We start from the raw sequence: 17,311 nt of genomic DNA on the forward strand, positions 1-17,311 counted from the left end.
AAATCGAGACAGATGCGTCTGTCTCGATTTAAATAACTCATGGATCCCCTAAAATCTCTGAACTATATTACTAATATACTGATTTTCAAATTCATTACTTGATATAACTTGCTCAATCTCTGTTCTTGTACTATGAAATGTCACTTTGACTTTATGAAACACGCTTTCGCGAAAGCGTATTTATTACAGCTCTACTTCTTCACAAATTTTAAAGATTGCCACTGATTATTATTTTCAATAGCTATAAAGTAGAGACCAGCTTTAAAATTGCTGCAATTGATTCCTTGGTTTGCGCGATATTTCCCTTCACTCAATTTTCTACCGTTGAGGTCATAAATGATATATCGATTGTCCTCTAACGTTTCACCATTGATAAAGAATTGATCAGTAGTAGGATTAGGATATAATTTCAACGGTCTATCTTGAATAATTACCTGCGTATTTGAAAGTGTAGCACAGCCACAATCGTCTTGATCATAATAAAAGAACTTACGTTCACATGGATTATAGCTTATCGCTATAGGACAACCATTACTATAATAATCTACAATTCTTGTGACAACCCAATCACATCTTAAATCACTTATTCCTGATGCAGTATCGTTAAGACCAAATTGATTTGAAACGCCTGTAGTATTTATATTAGGATAAATTGAAGATGTTGTTCCACCAGTATTTTCATGAAAATACATTCTACCACCTACGGATCCAGGAAGTAACGGATCGCTGATTAATAGGTCTAAATCTCCATCACAGTCCGTATCATATAATTCAGGTGTAGGGTAACTATCTCCATTTTCTGGCATGTAAATATTTGTAATCATAGTTCCAAAACTTGTATAACCTTGTGGAGCGACCAAATCAAAATATGGATACGTGGCAGAACCATTATTTTCAAAGTAAGCTGTTCCTGGAAACATGGTGTTTTGAGATGATAAAATAATATCGGGTAATCCATCATTATTCAAATCACCTACTTCCATTAATGCCGGTCCAAAAGGATAGTCTATGTTCTCAAGCAATAGGTAAGCTCCATAACTAAAATTCCCGGCACAATCATTATAATATACTCTGGTTTCTGTATTCACTCCATATACTACTAGATCTAAACATCCATTATTATTCCAGTCGTATAGTCTATAGGATAACGCATTTTGAATATTCATATTAACTGGTGGTAGGTTAAAAATAGGAGTTGTATTTCTACCAGCGGTATTTTCTAACCAGTGCAGTACAGGAAAACCTGAGCTGGCATCTATTTTAGTATAAAGTATATCTGTATCGCCATCATTATCCATATCTCCATATTCTTTATCCAGCGTGCCGAATCGGTCTGTATCGAGTTCGTGTTCAATTGCTAGTGGGAACAGATTTCCTACGGCTGCTTGATAAGGTAAAAAGTCAAGCGGTTCACATTGATCGATAGGTGAATCTATAGTTAGTTCAACTCGATTACTAGGAATAATAATTCCTGTTCCTGCATCACAATTCACAAGATAAGCACTGTTTGACACCATAGAATTCGTACCAACAGCAACAGATGGTAAGCTAGCACTCAGGTCTATTGTAAAACTATCTGCTGGATTAAGAATGCTGCTGTTTTCAAATAAAACGGTTTGGGTAGTAGGACTAGGTGATGTAGTTCCTGTCGCAACAGTATTACAATCAAAATTATTAGGTGCAACAGTCGTTGACGGTGTACTATTTAAATAGGAAACTGTAAAATCGGGTGCCGTAGCGGCATAATTAACTAATGAAAAAGAGCTGTTCCTGGTTAAAACGGTTGGGTAATACACATCTCCTGCGGCTGGTAATTCATCAATAATCTGAAATTGATTGAGCGCCTTATTCCCAAAGTTCTCTACAATAAGTCTATAATAAACATCGAGGTTACAAGTTGGGTCATAAATTAGTGGAGCATCTTGATAAGTAATATCATCATCTGATATTTGTTTTTTCAAAGAAATCACAACAGATTCTATGACATTTACCTTAGCAAAATCTGTGGTCACTGATAAATTATTAGCACTATCCGTAATTGTCGCTACATTATCTATGTTACCAGGAACAGTATATGGTTTTACTCTAACTTTAACTACTGCACAAAATGATTGATTAACAGTGTTCAAGCAAGTGTTTGCCGCAAAGAAAGCTGAACAGTTCTCAACTAGGTTGACAGCGCTCCAAGTAAGGTTTTGTCCGTTTTGTGTGAATGTGGTTCCCGCTGGCATGTTTGTATTATCTACAGATATAAATTCATATTTAGGATCTAATACATCAGTGAGAACGCCGTTGAAATCAAGACTACCATTATTTTGAATACAGATTTCAAAATCAAGCTCATCTGTAGGAACTATGTTTGTTATCGCAGTTTGATAGGGATCGCCCGTATTTGATTTACGTACTTTTTTAACAGCACATAGTTTGACTTCTTCGGCAGCGATGGTAAATGATGCGCAGCTATTGTTACTAATGGCCACATTTGCAGCAGGAGATTCCAGTAAAATCTCGCCTTGAAAATCTGAACAATTAGTAATGGAAGTTCCTATGGTTAAGGCTGGATCAACGGTAAAGATGATAGTGATATTCAATTGATCTCCTGGAAAGAGAAGTGTATTGTTTTGAGCGCCGAGTTGTAAACTATTTCCAGCTGGTGCAGGAGTAAACGTACCATTATAACCTATACTCAAATCTACAGGAATAGAAGGATTCCCATTAATAATAAGATCAAAATTTGTATTTGAAGAAGCACTGTTAATCAATCCGCTAATTCGTATGGATTGAGGTATAATATCATTAGGTAAATTGTCAATTATATCAACTAGAGCAACAGGTCTATTATCACTATTGGAATATAATATGTCATATGCACCTTGACAACCGGCAACTGGATTAGTAATAAATACACTTTTGATCATTGCGCTACCTAAAGTAGGAGGCGGCAAGTTGTCTACTGCGGTAACAGTTGCCGTATCTGTTGCAATAGCGGTTGCAGGACTTTCACCTACTGGCGTACCATTTAATTCTACAGTATTAGGAATAACCTGACCATTTGTAAAAGCTGGACAATTGCTGTAATCTACTTCAACGATAAATTGAACGTTTTCAAAAGGATTTGAACCTATCAAATCATTATTTAATGTGATTATGTTTGTTACAGGATCTAAAGTTCCTGGACCACTAATTAAAGTAGCAGTAGCACATGGCGGTGATACAATCTCTGAAATGGTTGGGTTTTGAAGATTCAGCATACCAAAAGATATTCCTTGATACGCAGGATCTTTCTCTACGATAATGTTGAATTGTGCAGTACCACCTGTAGTCGGAATAAAGAAATTACCATTTTGATCAGTCACTGCAGGAAATAGTGGTGTTTTTGAAATCTTTCCCCATGGGCTCACAGCACTTGCAGTACTTACTAAACCAGTTGCAGGTCCAAAGTTCTCCGTTCCAGATGAGGTTGTATAATCTGCTGTGATATTATTTGTGGCTGTAAAACCATCTGCTGTGATACCAGCGCAAAACGTGACATTAATGGTAAATGAACCACGTTGTATATTATTAGTAATACTAAAAACTACCGCTGGTAAAGAACTGGTGTCTATCAATCCAGTAATAGAACTTGATACTGGATTACCATTAAAATCTATAAAAGTATTGTCGGCAGTAATGTCGCTAGCTGTGTAGCATAATCCAGCAGGTAATAGATCTGTTATAGTCAAAGTATTTGCTGGATTCAGATTTTGAAAATCTATAGTATAAGCAAACGGTTCACCAGTAGCGATGCTCGTTACTTGCGGTGTAGATTTTTGAATGGTGGCTTCGCCAGTTTGACTGCTGGCACTAATAGATTGTGCTTGTAGATGGAGTGAGCAAACCCATAAAACAAATAAAAGAGTAATTTTTCTCATAATATCAAGTATTAAAACAGCCAGTACAGAACTAGCTGTTATTTTTTAAAGTTCTTTATGTACAAAACCGAAGATGAACCCATTAAAGGATTGAGTCACAAATGATGGACTGGCGTCTAGATTAAATTCTATAATCTCAGTTTGAGCTTGAGTGGATGGATTCCCAAAGTTAAAATGTGAAATCGCATGAAGTCTTTTTCCACATTCTTTCCACTCCAGCTGCATGGACTCTACATTTACATTAACTCCACTATATAAAGTTGTAGCGGTAAAATTATTTGGTAAGGTGAATTCTAGTTCCACAAGATCCACATTTAAGTTGTCTCCTGTCAACACATAAAACACATCCTTAGTTTGATTGTATTCTAATCCTGAATGATAGGTACCGTTCAATGGTAAGGAGTTAAAAATATTTAGCACAGCGGTATTAACATCATATGAGAACATTTCTGTTCCTACTCTAAAGTATAATTTATCAACATTATTGCTTGTGGCTGTTGCATATGTGTTAGTCAAATCAAATGGAGCAGTACCAGGAATAAGTCCACCTGTAGCGAGTATAGGACCTAGAGTTCCAGTAGATGGATTCATAGTGTGAATATTAAATCTAGGTGAAGCAGGATTAACATCTTGGTCTAGAACATATAAGGTGCCGTTTAAATATACTGGAGCACTTATTCTTCCTAAAAATCCCCAAGAACTATTAGGTAATGTAAGGTTTGTAGTAAAATTAGTGGCTTCATCATACACAAGAGCATCTGCAGCTTCTTCTTGATCAAACCATATAAATTGTCTATTTACTTTATCCCAAGCGCTAGGATGGTTAAGAGGCGTTATTCCTGTTCCTATTCCTCCATTTATAGTAAATGAACTGGTAGTAATATTGGCCGTAGTATTTTGTAAAACGTCTATGACATTATTTGTGTTTTGCATATCGCTAGTACTCAGAGCAAAGTAAGTATTATCAATACATGTAATCGTTGAAGCGGTACCATCATCTTCAGTACAAGAAAATGAAATTGCAATAAGTAATAAAAGTAGAAACTTGGTTTTCATGATTTAAATATTTGATACAAATGTGCTTGTAAAGTCATAACAGTTCAAGTGTAAATACTGCAACGGTTGTTTTGGATGGATAAACGGTATGGAACACTTGATTTTTTTAATGCTGCTTTCGCGAAAGCGTAACAATTACAATCCAATTGCTACTAATAAGGCATGACAAACGAAATCAACTATAAAGACTTTGAGCCGCAGGTACTAGAAAAAAAATTCTGGTCAGGTAGTAGTTACGAATCCACGCAAATGGTGCTAGAACGTGTCAATGAATGGATACGTAAAAATTACAACATGAAGATCATCAATGTGGAAACCTTACTTGTTCCTACCATGAATTACACAAAAAAGAAAACCAACGCTAAAAAATTGAACATGGGTGGTGGATACGTTTATATGATTGAAGTCGTGAGAGTATGGTATCAATAGGATAGGACTTATATTTGTGTAAAAATAATACTTATGTCCATCAACTGGAAAACTGCCATAGAATTTGAAGATATCACTTATAAAAAATGTGATGGGATTGCCCGTATCGCTTTTAATAGGCCAGAGGTGCGTAATGCGTTCCGTCCTAAAACAGTGAGCGAGCTCATTAAAGCTTTTTATGATGCGCAAGAAGATCTTTCTATAGGCGTAGTCATTTTAACTGGTGAAGGTCCATCAAAAAAAGATGGTGGTTGGGCTTTTTGCAGTGGTGGCGATCAAAATGCTCGTGGACACGATGGTTATAAAGATGATTCAGGTACTGGAAGATTAAATATTCTAGAAGTGCAGCGCATGATCCGTTTCATGCCCAAAGTTGTGATTTGTGCAGTGCCAGGATGGGCAGTAGGCGGCGGACACAGTCTGCACGTAGTGTGTGATATGACCATAGCCAGCAAAGAACATGGAGTTTTTAAACAAACTGATACTGACGTAGCCAGTGTAGATGCTGGTTATGGAAGTGCGTACCTCGCAAAAATGGTGGGACAGAAAAAAGCTCGTGAGATTTTCTTCCTAGGAAGAACTTACAGCGCTCAAGAAGCCATGGATATGGGAATGGTAAATGCCGTTGTTCCACACAATGAACTCGATCAGACAGCTTATGATTGGGGACAAGAAATTCTTAAAAAATCTCCTATTGCTATTAAAATGGCAAAGTTTGCCATGAACGCTACTGATGATGGCATGGTAGGTCAGCAAGTGTTTGCAGGAGAAATGACGCGATTGATCTACATGACTGACGAGGCTCGAGAAGGTAGAGAAGCATTCCTAGAAAAACGCGCTCCAGATTGGGGAACAGATCGTTATATACCTTAAGATTAGATTTTGGGTTGTTAGGTTTTTGGGTTGCTGGGTTTTTGGTTTCTGTTTTCAGTTCTTTGTTTTTGAGTAGAAAACTCATCCTTTAGGTGTTGTATTGAGCTTGTCGAGTTGGTTGGGGAAAAGTTATCGGTTTTCAAAAAGATTTTCAATTTTCCATAACTACAATAAAAACTCCTTCCCTTGAGGGAAGGTTGGGATGGGTGTTTACACATAATGTAACTTACTGTACACAAAACTCACACTTTGGGCGTTGTACTGAGCTTGTCGAAGTGATTGTAGTAAATTTTGGTTATAAATTAACATTAATGACAGTGCTTTAATAATTTGAATTTCCGCACTTGTTGCGGAAACTGACTAATTTTCTCAAACATTCATTGAATGCCTCTTTTTCCCTAAATTAGCAAAAGGTATCAGTAGTTAAGTACTTCATTGAATTATCCCTTATGGCAGACCAGCAAGAAATTATCAAACAATTAATGGAACGGCTAGCGCTGCTGTCTAGAAAACAGGAATCCTTTAAGTATGAAATCTTTGATTTAAAAAATCAACTGGATCAATTGCAAGCTTCTTTAAAAAATGAGAATACTTTTGATGCTGCTCCTGTGCAAAAACCTATAGCACCTGAACAGCCTAAAACTGAAGAAACGTCTAACAGACAATGGGTAGATCAATCTTTACAACAGCGAACTACCAATCCACAATTTCAACAAGAACAGCATCAACAACAAAGAGCTGCTTATCAACACCAAGCTCCAAAACCTAAAAAACTTTCTCCTTTAAGAAAATCTAATCTGGAAAAATTCATAGGGGAAAACCTATTGAACAAAATCGGGATTTTAATTCTGGTGATAGGAATAGGTATAGGTGCAAAATATTCTATTGAAAACGAGCTTATCAGTCCGTTAACTCGTATCATACTTGGATATGTATCTGCTATAGGGTTGCTGGGTTTTGGAATTAAATTGAAGAAAAAATATGAAGCTTATAGTGCAGTATTAGTCAGCGGCGCTATTGTAACTTTATATTTTATTACATTTTTTGCCTACAGCTTTTATGATCTCATACCTCAAACAGTTGCGTTTATACTCATGGTGCTCTTTACCTGTTTTACGGTAGTTGCATCGCTTAATTATAATAGACAAATCATAGCGCACTTAGGATTAGTAGGTGCTTATGCGGTTCCTTTTTTATTAAGTAATGACTCTGGTAGGGTTGAAGTTCTATTTAGTTATATCGCTATTATCAATATAGGAATCTTGATTATAGCTTTTAAAAAGTATTGGAAACCATTGTATTATTCTGCATTTGGAATGACTTGGTTGATATATTTTTCTTGGTTCATCATGGACTATAGTGATGAAAAACACTTTTCACTAGCCTTAGGTTTCTTATTTGTGTTTTATATCATCTTTTATTTAACGTTTCTAGCTTACAAATTGGTAAAAAAAGAAGCCTTCAATATGGTTGATATCATATTGTTATTTGCAAATTCCTTTATATTCTATGGAATAGGATATGCTATATTAAATGGGAATGATACTGGAGAACATTTATTAGGCTTGTTCACCTTAGTAAATGCACTCTTACACTTTACAGTAGCAGTGGTGATTTACAAACAAAGTTTGAGCGATAAAAAGCTATTCTATTATGCAACAGCGCTGGTACTTACATTTATCACTATAGCTGTGCCCGTGCAATTAGATGGTAATTGGGTAACCTTAATGTGGACGGCACTTGCAGTATTGCTATTCTGGTTTGGAACTACTAAGAACATATCTATTTATGAGAAGCTTTCTTATCCGTTGATGCTATTGGCATTTTTAAGTATGGTGCATGACTGGATAGAAAATTATAGCAGCTATTTCATTACCGCAGATAATCAGCTGTTGCCGCTGTGGAATATGAGTTTCTTGACTTCTATGTTATTTGTGGCAGGATTTGGTATTATTCTTTACTTGCAACGCAGAGATGGATTTGAATCTGCCTTTAAGAACGATAATATTTGGTTTCAAATCTCTAGTTACGCGGTGCCTATATTATTCATAGGTAGTTTGTACTATGCATTTAGGTTAGAAATTGAACTGTACTGGGATCAATTATTCTTTAACTCAAATCTTAATTTGAGCTCAAGTACTACCTACTTAGGAAGTGGTGATTATAGTTTGCATGATTTCAAATCGATATGGTTGATAAACTATACTTTATTCTTTGTTGGGTTGCTTTCTTACTTGAATTTCAAGAAAATCAAAAATGTAATTATTGAGAATGCTACGTTAGTTCTTACACTAGCTACCATTTTTGTGTTCTTAGTACAAGGTTTATATTCTATGAGTGAATTGAGAGAATCCTATTTAGAGCCATCAGAATATTACAATAGTGGGATTTTTTATCTATTGATTCGTTATGTATCATTTGTATTTTTAGCATTTGCTATGATCGCATTGTATCGTTTTATTAAAAAGCCAGGTATAAGTCGTGGTTTTAAAATAGCTTATGATATTATTCTACATGTGACCATTGTTTGGGTAGTAAGTAGTGAATTGATTCACTGGCTAGACATAGGTGGAGCAAGAGATTCTTATAAACTCGGCCTGAGTATTCTATGGGGTGTTTATTCGTTCTTATTAATTGGTTTTGGAATTTGGAAAAACAAGCCTTATTTGAGAATAGGAGGAATGATCTTATTTGGGATTACCTTAATCAAACTCTTTTTCTATGATCTCACCAGTTTACCTACGATATCCAAAACGATTGTATTTGTATCCTTAGGAATTCTATTATTAATAATCTCGTTCCTATATAATAAATACAAAAACAAGATCAACTATATCACAGAAGAGAAGGAATTACCAACCCAACAGAATCTGGATCAACCTTCAAGAGAAGAAAAGCAATCCTATACTGACGAATTTGATGCACGTAATGACTCTTAAAATGAGAACTATGAAATTATATTTTTGCGCTTTTATATTATTTGTAATAGGATTTAATGCTCATGCACAATGGAGTGATTACAATTATGAACGATCCATTAATGAAGTAACAGCTGACTGGCACAGCATCCCAATTCCCGATGAGATGTTTGATAAAGTAAAAGCTTCTTTAAAAGATGTCAGGATTTACGGAATTTCAAAAGATAACGACACGATAGAAGCGCCTTACTTTTTAAAGATAAATTCTGAGCAATTTAAGAGCAAACAGCACTCCTTTGAAATCATCAATCAGACTAAAACAAAAAATGGATTCTATTACACTTTTAAATTGGATGAGGAAACCAGCATCAGTAATATCAACTTGAAGTTCAAGGAAGATAATTATGACTGGAAAGTAACTCTAGAAGGCAGCCAGCACCAAAAGCAATGGTTCACCATACTGGAAGATTATAGAATTTTATCTATTAAAAACTCTTCAACCGACTATCAATTTACAGATCTCGTTTTTCCACCAGCGAGTTATCGATATTTCAGAGTTTTAGTAAAAAGTGAAAATCAACCGGAATTACTCGCTTCAAAAATTTTCAAACAACAAAAAACCGATGGAGTCTTTGTAGATCATCATCTCAAGAACTTCTCTATCACTGAGGACAAGAAAAGAAAATCAACGATCATAGATGTCGAGCTAGAACATTCAGTTCCTGTAAGTCGCCTTATGGTTAATGTGAAGAACGATTATGATTATTTCAGATCTGCAAGTCTTACTTATCTAGCAGATAGTGTGGAGACCGAGAAAGGCTGGAAATATGATTATAAAACCATTAAAACGGGAACGCTAAATTCCCTTGAAGCAAACGAATTTGAATTCAACGACGTCATTGCGCGTAAATTTAGAGTAGTGGTTCATAATGCTGACAATCAGCCGCTGGATATTACTTCTGTAAGTCTTAAAGGTTTCAGCTATGAACTTGTTGCTCGTTTCTCAGAACCTGCGAGTTATCAATTAGTTTATGGAAATAAAAAGGCACACAAGCCTAATTATGATATTTTAAAAGTAAAAAAGAATATACCTCAAAATCTCAAAGCCTTAACCTTAGGACCAGTTCAAAAAGTAAAGAAGAAAGAAGTCGCTGGAATATCTGCTTTATTTGAAAATGAATTCTGGTTGTGGGCGATTATGGGAATTATCATTCTCGTACTTGGCGGTTTTACTTTTAAGATGTTGAAAAATACAGATTCTTAAAAAGTAGAGGAGTGGAATGATTGTGAGAATTACGCTTTCGCGAAAGCGTACACCTACATCACCACACAACTCTCTACAACGTCTTCAATAGTGAGTTGTAAATGTTTAGGTAACAAATTATCCTTGGGCAATACAGACAATTGACGGTCTTCATTGCTATCAAAAACCTGCTTCAACAATGGATGCGGATAACCCAGCACTTGACAAATTTCACGTATCAAATCAACATGATGAATCAAATCTACACTGCCTAAGTGAAACACACCACGGCGGCGTTTATTGATGAGGTAATGGATTTGTTGTGTCAGTTTATTAATGTGCGTAGCGTTAATGACCACATTTGGAAAAACTTCAATAGCTTCTTTGTTATGAAGTTGCTTTTTTATTTCTTCCACTCGTGGCGTGTTATTCCCAAAGATCATCGGGATTCTACAGATCACGTATTTAGAAGGATGCAATCTCAATAAAGCGTTTTCAATTTTAATCTTAAATCGCCCATAAATACTTTCAGAAAAAGTCTTGTCATGCTCGTAACTAGGGAAGTTGGTAAAACGATCAAAGACGTTTGCACTAGACATAAAAATAATGCGAGACTCATTTCTTACTACCCAATCTATGAGTCGCTCGTGTAGATGAACTTGGGAATTTACATTACCACGCACAGCGCTGACTATAAATTTAGGCTTGAGAGAATCTAGTAGTCCTTGAATATCTTCAAGTTCCATATCCAGCTGGTGGAAATGCTGGTTGTTATCAAATTCTTTATGATCTGTTTTATAAGTAGCATGCACATCATAATAGGGCGCAAGCTCCTTGTAGAGCGCATTACCTATAAAGCCACTACCGCCTAAAATTAAAATACGATTCAAAAATTGTTTAGTTTATTGATTTTGAAGTACTATGAAGTAACTTTAATTGAGATCTTAATTCCATACTATTTCTAATAGAAAAAGTGTGAAATAAATTCCCTTCCCATTGGGATGAGCTCTTACTTTTTATAAAATGGTAACTTGATAACGGTTGCTGGAACTAGTTTCTTGCGTATTTGAATGTGAATTTTACTGCCAGGAGTTGCAAAAATAGGTGGAACATATCCCATTCCTATTCCTATTCCCATAGATGGAGACATGGTTCCGCTGGTTACTATTCCTAAATCTTTCTGGCTACTATCTTTAATTTCATAACCACCACGAGGAATCGCGCGATCATCCATTTCAAATGCTACTAACTTTCTATCTACACCTTTTTCTTTATGATCAAGAAGTTGCTCGTGGTTCACAAACTCTTTAGTGAATTTAGTCACCCAACCTAGTCCAGCTTCATATGGAGAAGTGGTCTCATCGATGTCATTTCCATAAAGGCAATATCCCATTTCTAATCGTAAGGTATCACGCGCTGCAAGACCTATAGGCTTGATATTAAAATCTGCTCCAGCTTCAAATACTTTATTCCAGATTTGTTCCACTTCACTATTCTTACAGTAAATCTCAAAACCTCCAGAACCTGTGTAACCTGTAGCACTAATAATAACATGCTCAATTCCTGCAAAATCTGCTACCTCAAAATGATAAAATTTGATAGCACTTAAATCTACAGAGGTAAGTGACTGCATCGCTTCAACAGCTTTGGGACCTTGAATGGCAAGTAGAGAATAATCATCAGACAGATCTTTCATGTCTGCGCCCATAGTATTGTGCTTAGTAATATGTGCCCAATCTTTATCTATGTTTGAAGCATTTACTACCAGTAAATAGGTGTCTTCTTTTACACGATAAGTAATCATATCATCTACAATTCCACCAGTTTCATTAGGTAGATAAGAATACTGTGCACGACCTACAGTCAGTTTTGAAGCATCATTTGAAGATACTTTTTGTACTAAGTTCAGTGCTTCAGGACCTGAAATTAAAAATTCACCCATGTGAGAAACATCAAATACACCTACATGCTCACGTACATTCTGGTGTTCTATGTTGACACCTTCATATTGAACAGGCATATTAAAACCTGCAAAAGGAACCATTTTTGCGCCTAGCGCCTCGTGTATTGCTGTAAGAGCTGTGTTTTTCATGAAATGTTTTTTATCAGTCTAGCAAATGTATGGATTTAACCTATTATTCTTTAAAAACATACTCATAGAAAATTGTGAAATTCTATTTGGTTTCCGTTCCCTAACCCTAAAGGCTGCGGAAATCAGAATATTAATAACTTAATTTAGAAACCTACCCTTTAGGGTTAGGGAAAGGTTTCGGTGATGTTAGAAATCTTAAACTTTGAATTTTAAGATTTGTTATTAGGATTTCAAAGTATTCCGTCTCATTCCTTAAATTGCAGACAGCAAAAACATACACATTGAAAATACTAAGTGCACAACAGCTCGCCGAAGCTGATTTATCGACCATTAATAAAAACCAAATTACAAGTAATGACCTCATGGAGCGCATTGCGCAGCTCATTTTTGAGCGCATCCATCAGCGATTACAAGGTTCACCGGTTCCTATCAAGATATTTTGTGGAATAGGTAAAAATGGTGGTGATGGACTAGCACTAGCGCGTCACATGATCCAGCATGGTTATCATGTTAAAGTTTACGTGACTAATTTTAGTAAAAAACGAGCTCCAGAATTTTTGTTTCACTATGATAAAATAAAAGAAGTCACTAAGGACTGGCCTGTTTTACTGTCTAGCAAAGAAGATTTCCCAGAGATCAACCAGCAAGATATTATCGTGGACGCCATTTTTGGAACTGGAATTAATAGACCTATTGAAGGCTGGATGATCGATTTAGTACATTACATTAATAAATCACCAGCATTTAAACTAGCGATAGATGTACCTAGCGGTTTATATGCAAACACACCACAAGTTATAGATGCGCCTATCATTCAAGCGCAGCACACCTTTTCTTTTGAAACACCTAAACTTAGTTTTTACTTGCCTCAAACCGGTAAATACGCTGGCACTTTTGAAGTGATTAAAATAGGGCTAGATCCTGAGTACTTAATGAAAGCCACGCCACTTGCGCAAATCATCACGCCTGACGCTGCTCGTAGTATGTATAAACCACGTGAGAAATTTAGCCATAAAGGTGACTACGGTCACGTACTTACCATGGCAGGAAGCAAAGGAAAAGTAGGCGCAGCTATTCTTGCTGCAGGAGCTGCAATGAATATGGGCGCAGGAAAAGTGACTGCCTATCTTCCTGAAGAGGCAAGTGACCTGTTACAATCTTCTTTACCTGAGGTGATGACCATTACAGGAAAAGGTGAGCATTTCATTACCGATTTTGAACACGACTTGAAAGATATTACTTTATGTGTAGGACCAGGATTGAGCACAGGAGATGATGTGAAACACGCTTTGGCGAAAGCGTTATCTCAACAATCTAAACCGCTAGTCATAGATGCAGATGGATTAAACATCTTATCAGAGAAACCAGAATACTGGAAAATGGTGCCTAACAATTCTATTCTCACGCCGCATGATGGCGAGTTACAGAGATTAGTAGGTGAATGGACTGACGATTATGACCGATTAGAAAAAGCTAAAAAATTATCTACTGATAAGGACGTTATTTTAGTTTTAAAAGGAGCGCACACAATTATCGTTTCTGGTAAAAGCATGTATATTAATGATACGGGAAATCCAGGAATGGCTACGGCTGGTAGTGGAGATGTGCTCGCAGGAGTGATTGCAGGATTACTTGCTCAAAGTTATGATCCTTTAACGGCAGCAGTTTTTGGTGTTTTTATTCATGGAACGTCAGGAGATATTGCTAGCCAAACTTATGCTCACGAAGGTTTAAAAGCGAGTATTATTTCAAACTTTGTAGGTGCCGCTATATTAGAGCTATTCAGACCTGAACCGCAACAGCAACCACAACAAGCACCGCAGCAATAAGGACTTTAATAAGTACTTCAATTCGGTATTAAAATTATATATTTAGGAATTACACAAGAACCATAACTTAAAACCAACTACCCAATGAATATACGCGAGATAAATGCCATGAGAGGACCTAATTACTGGTCGGTTAGAAGACATAAATTAATCGTGATGGTGTTGGACCTGGAAGACATGGAGGAAAAACCAACTGATAAAGTAGATGGTTTTGGAGATCGGTTAAAAGCGATGTTTCCTTCTATGTATTCTCACCGCTGTTCTGAAGGTTGTGAAGGTGGATTTTTCATGCGTGTAGATCAAGGAACCTGGATGGGTCACGTGATTGAACATATTGCGTTAGAAATCCAAACGCTAGCAGGAATGGATACTGGTTTTGGTAGAACTCGTGGTTATGGAGAAGAAGGCGTTTATAATGTGGTGTTCTCTTATATGGAGGAAAATGTAGGTCGTTATGCTGCCAAAGCCGCAGTACGTATCTGTGAGGCATTAATAAGTGGAGCGCAATACAATCTTGAAGAAGATATTCAAGAAATGCGTGAACTGCGTGAAAGCTCTCGTTTAGGTCCTAGTACAGGTTCTATAGTAGAAGAAGCACAATCTCGCGGTATTCCATGGATCAGACTTAATAAATACTCGCTAGTACAGCTAGGTTATGGTGCAAATCAAAAACGTATTCAAGCCACAGTAACTAGTGAAACGAGTAGTATAGGTGTAGAACTTGCCTGTGATAAAGAAGATACTAAGTATTTACTAGAACAAGCCGAAGTTGAAGTGCCACGTGGAGACATTATACGTAGAGAGCGCAGTCTTGAAGAAGCCTGTCGTTATGTAGGCTATCCGCTAGTAATCAAACCAGTAGATGGAAATCATGGTCGAGGAATCACGGTTGATATTCAAAATTATGAGGACGCACTTGTGGCATTTAATCATGCAAAAGACAGCTCACGTAGCGGAGCAATCATCGTAGAAAAATTCATTACTGGTCAGGATTATAGACTGCTCGTGATTAATAATAAGCTTGTTGCAGGAGCGATAAGAACTCCAGCTCACGTCATAGGTGACGGGAAATCAACAGTTAAAGAACTTGTGGATCGAGTGAATAGCGATCCTAGACGTGGTTTCGGTCATGAAAATGTACTCACAAAAATCACCATAAATGAGCTCACAGAGACCATTATAAAAGATGCCGGTTATACGGTGGATTCTGTTATCGCTCACGGCGAAAAGTTAATCCTTAAAGACACTGCAAATCTAAGTACCGGCGGAACTGCCGAAGATATCACTGATATTATTCACCCAGCAAACGTAAGTATGGCTGAGCGTATTTCAAAAATTATCGATCTTGATATTTGTGGAATAGATATCATGACTACTGATATCTCACAGCCATTATCTGAGACTGGTGGAGCTGTGCTGGAAGTAAATGCTGGTCCAGGATTTAGAATGCACTTAGCGCCTACTACTGGATTACCTAGAAACGTAGCGTCTCCAGTAATTGATAAATTGTTTCCTATTAAAGGAGAAACCGGTCGTATTCCTATTATAGCAATAACTGGAACTAATGGTAAAACCACAACTTCACGATTAATCGCGCACATCGCAAAAATGAACGGTTACCGTGTAGGTTACACCACTAGTGATGGAGTTTATATCCAGAACAGGTTATTAATGACAGGAGATTGCACAGGTCCTGCAAGTGCAGAATTTGTACTTAAAGATCCTACGGTAAATATGGCAGTTCTAGAATGTGCTCGTGGTGGATTACTTCGTGCAGGATTAGGATTTAAAAGATGTGATGTAGGAATCGTTACAAACGTAGCTGCAGATCATTTAGGATTAAAAGGAATTCATACGGTAGAACAACTTGCTAAAGTTAAAGGAGTAATCCCAGAAACAGTATTACCAGATGGTCATGCCATCCTAAATGCAGATGATGACTTAGTATATGACATGCGTCGCACAGTGGATTGTAATGTCGCTTTATTCTCTATGGATGAAAACAATCCTAGAATTAAAGCATTACAGAGGCTTAATGGAATCACGGCTGTTTATGAAAATGGTTTTGTGACCATATGCAGAGGAGAATGGAAAATGCGCTTGATGAAAGCAGAGCATATTCCGCTGACTTATGGAGGAAAAGCAAAGTTCATGATTCAGAATGTGCTGGCAGCTATACTTGCAGCACACGTTCAAGGAATAAGTAATGAAGATATCAAGGCAGCACTTGAAACCTTTGTACCATCTGCAGCGCAAACTCCTGGACGATTAAATATGTTTAAGTTTAAAAACTTCAGTATTCTTTTAGATTATGCTCATAATGCAGCAGGAATGCGAGCGTTACAAAATTTCACAGACGAGCTTGATGCGACTGTTAAAGTAGGAATCATTGCAGGGCTTGGTGATCGAAGAGTAGAAGATAACAATGAAATAGGTTCTATAGCCGCAGAGATGTTTGACGAAATCATCATAAGACAAGACAAACGCTTACGAGGTAAAACCGAAGAAGAGTTAATCAAAATGCTTAACGACGGTATCCAAAAGAAAGATCCTAATAAAAAAACAACTATCATCCCATCAGAAAATGAGGCTATCAAATATGCCGTTAAAAATGCCGTTGAAGGTTCTCTAATAGTTTTATCAAGCGACGTGATCCCAGATGCATTGGATCTCGTAAAGGAATTGAAAGAAATGGATAATCGTGGTGAGTTGCATTTATTGGATTAGATTTAATTTGATGATGTAATAATTTGATGTTGTGAAAATTTGCTATGTCAGTTGAAGCTTAGCTAGCTTATCTACTAAGTTAGATCAAGAACGGCTAAAGAATCTTGAACTATAGTTTTCAAGAAACCTCACCCTTTAGGGTTGGGGAAAAGGTTTCGGTTGTAAGTTGATTAACGATTAACGGTTAATGATTTGAGATTAAATATTTTAAAAAGTAATCGGTAATAAATTTT

At 36.6% G+C, this 17,311-nt stretch carries 10 protein-coding genes; 6 read left to right on the top strand and 4 right to left on the bottom strand.

All coding sequences use genetic code 11. The features are described from left to right. Positions 1-191: 191 nt before the first annotated feature. Together ACSHWW_RS09625 and ACSHWW_RS09630 are read right to left on the bottom strand one after the other, a co-directional pair. Entirely contained in the window at positions 192-3,911 is a 3,720-nt protein-coding gene (locus tag ACSHWW_RS09625) for a T9SS type A sorting domain-containing protein (RefSeq protein WP_435682234.1), read from the bottom strand. Between the two features lie 45 nt (positions 3,912-3,956). Continuing rightward, positions 3,957-4,967, bottom strand: coding sequence for a hypothetical protein (locus ACSHWW_RS09630; protein ID WP_435682235.1), 1,011 nt, complete (start codon positions 4,965-4,967; stop codon positions 3,957-3,959). Between the two features lie 162 nt (positions 4,968-5,129). Between ACSHWW_RS09630 and ACSHWW_RS09635 the strand changes: the two genes are divergently transcribed. The 4 genes from ACSHWW_RS09635 to ACSHWW_RS09650 all read left to right on the top strand — a co-directional run bounded on the left by ACSHWW_RS09635 (position 5,130) and on the right by ACSHWW_RS09650 (position 10,451). Next, complete coding sequence (locus tag ACSHWW_RS09635) at positions 5,130-5,396, top strand: hypothetical protein (RefSeq protein ID WP_435682236.1); 267 nt, start codon at positions 5,130-5,132, stop codon at positions 5,394-5,396. Between the two features lie 33 nt (positions 5,397-5,429). Continuing rightward, a complete protein-coding gene (locus ACSHWW_RS09640; RefSeq protein ID WP_435682237.1) occupies positions 5,430-6,269 on the top strand; it encodes a 1,4-dihydroxy-2-naphthoyl-CoA synthase in 840 nt (279 codons plus the stop codon). Positions 6,270-6,718: 449 nt separating this feature from the next. After that, the gene (locus ACSHWW_RS09645; protein ID WP_435682238.1) at positions 6,719-9,208 is read left to right on the top strand and encodes a DUF2339 domain-containing protein; all 2,490 of its coding nucleotides are present in this window, start codon (positions 6,719-6,721) and stop codon (positions 9,206-9,208) included. 10 nt (positions 9,209-9,218) lie between these two features. Then, complete coding sequence (locus ACSHWW_RS09650; protein ID WP_435682239.1) at positions 9,219-10,451, top strand: DUF3999 family protein; 1,233 nt, start codon at positions 9,219-9,221, stop codon at positions 10,449-10,451. Positions 10,452-10,504: 53 nt separating this feature from the next. On the opposite strand, the gene ACSHWW_RS09655 is transcribed toward ACSHWW_RS09650, so the two are convergent. Continuing rightward, complete coding sequence (locus ACSHWW_RS09655; protein WP_435682240.1) at positions 10,505-11,320, bottom strand: sugar nucleotide-binding protein; 816 nt, start codon at positions 11,318-11,320, stop codon at positions 10,505-10,507. A gap of 119 nt (positions 11,321-11,439) precedes the next feature. Beyond that, on the bottom strand, positions 11,440-12,522 hold the full coding sequence (gene gcvT, locus ACSHWW_RS09660) for a glycine cleavage system aminomethyltransferase GcvT (RefSeq protein ID WP_435682241.1): 1,083 nt from the start codon (positions 12,520-12,522) through the stop codon (positions 11,440-11,442). A gap of 281 nt (positions 12,523-12,803) precedes the next feature. Here gcvT and ACSHWW_RS09665 point away from each other — a divergent pair, with 281 nt between their 5' ends. Further along, positions 12,804-14,351: an NAD(P)H-hydrate dehydratase gene (locus ACSHWW_RS09665; protein ID WP_435682242.1), complete on the top strand. Its 1,548-nt coding sequence runs from the start codon at positions 12,804-12,806 to the stop codon at positions 14,349-14,351. A gap of 84 nt (positions 14,352-14,435) precedes the next feature. Beyond that, positions 14,436-17,078, top strand: a complete 2,643-nt coding sequence (gene cphA / locus ACSHWW_RS09670) for a cyanophycin synthetase (protein ID WP_435682243.1) — start codon at positions 14,436-14,438, stop codon at positions 17,076-17,078. Positions 17,079-17,311: the final 233 nt, after the last annotated feature.

The organism is Nonlabens sp. (genome assembly GCF_051251825.1).
GTDB lineage: Bacteria > Bacteroidota > Bacteroidia > Flavobacteriales > Flavobacteriaceae > Nonlabens.

Excerpts from the sequence above, each read along its gene's own strand:
- ACSHWW_RS09630 (WP_435682235.1), bottom strand. The coding sequence starts at position 4,967 with ATGAAAACCAAGTTTCTACTTTTATTACTTATTGCAATTTCATTTTCT.
- ACSHWW_RS09635 (WP_435682236.1), top strand. The coding sequence starts at position 5,130 with ATGACAAACGAAATCAACTATAAAGACTTTGAGCCGCAGGTACTAGAA.
- ACSHWW_RS09645 (WP_435682238.1), top strand. The coding sequence starts at position 6,719 with ATGGCAGACCAGCAAGAAATTATCAAACAATTAATGGAACGGCTAGCG.
- gcvT (WP_435682241.1), bottom strand. The coding sequence starts at position 12,522 with ATGAAAAACACAGCTCTTACAGCAATACACGAGGCGCTAGGCGCAAAA.
- ACSHWW_RS09625 (WP_435682234.1), bottom strand. The coding sequence starts at position 3,911 with ATGAGAAAAATTACTCTTTTATTTGTTTTATGGGTTTGCTCACTCCAT.
- ACSHWW_RS09650 (WP_435682239.1), top strand. The coding sequence starts at position 9,219 with ATGAAATTATATTTTTGCGCTTTTATATTATTTGTAATAGGATTTAAT.
- cphA (WP_435682243.1), top strand. The coding sequence starts at position 14,436 with ATGAATATACGCGAGATAAATGCCATGAGAGGACCTAATTACTGGTCG.
- ACSHWW_RS09640 (WP_435682237.1), top strand. The coding sequence starts at position 5,430 with ATGTCCATCAACTGGAAAACTGCCATAGAATTTGAAGATATCACTTAT.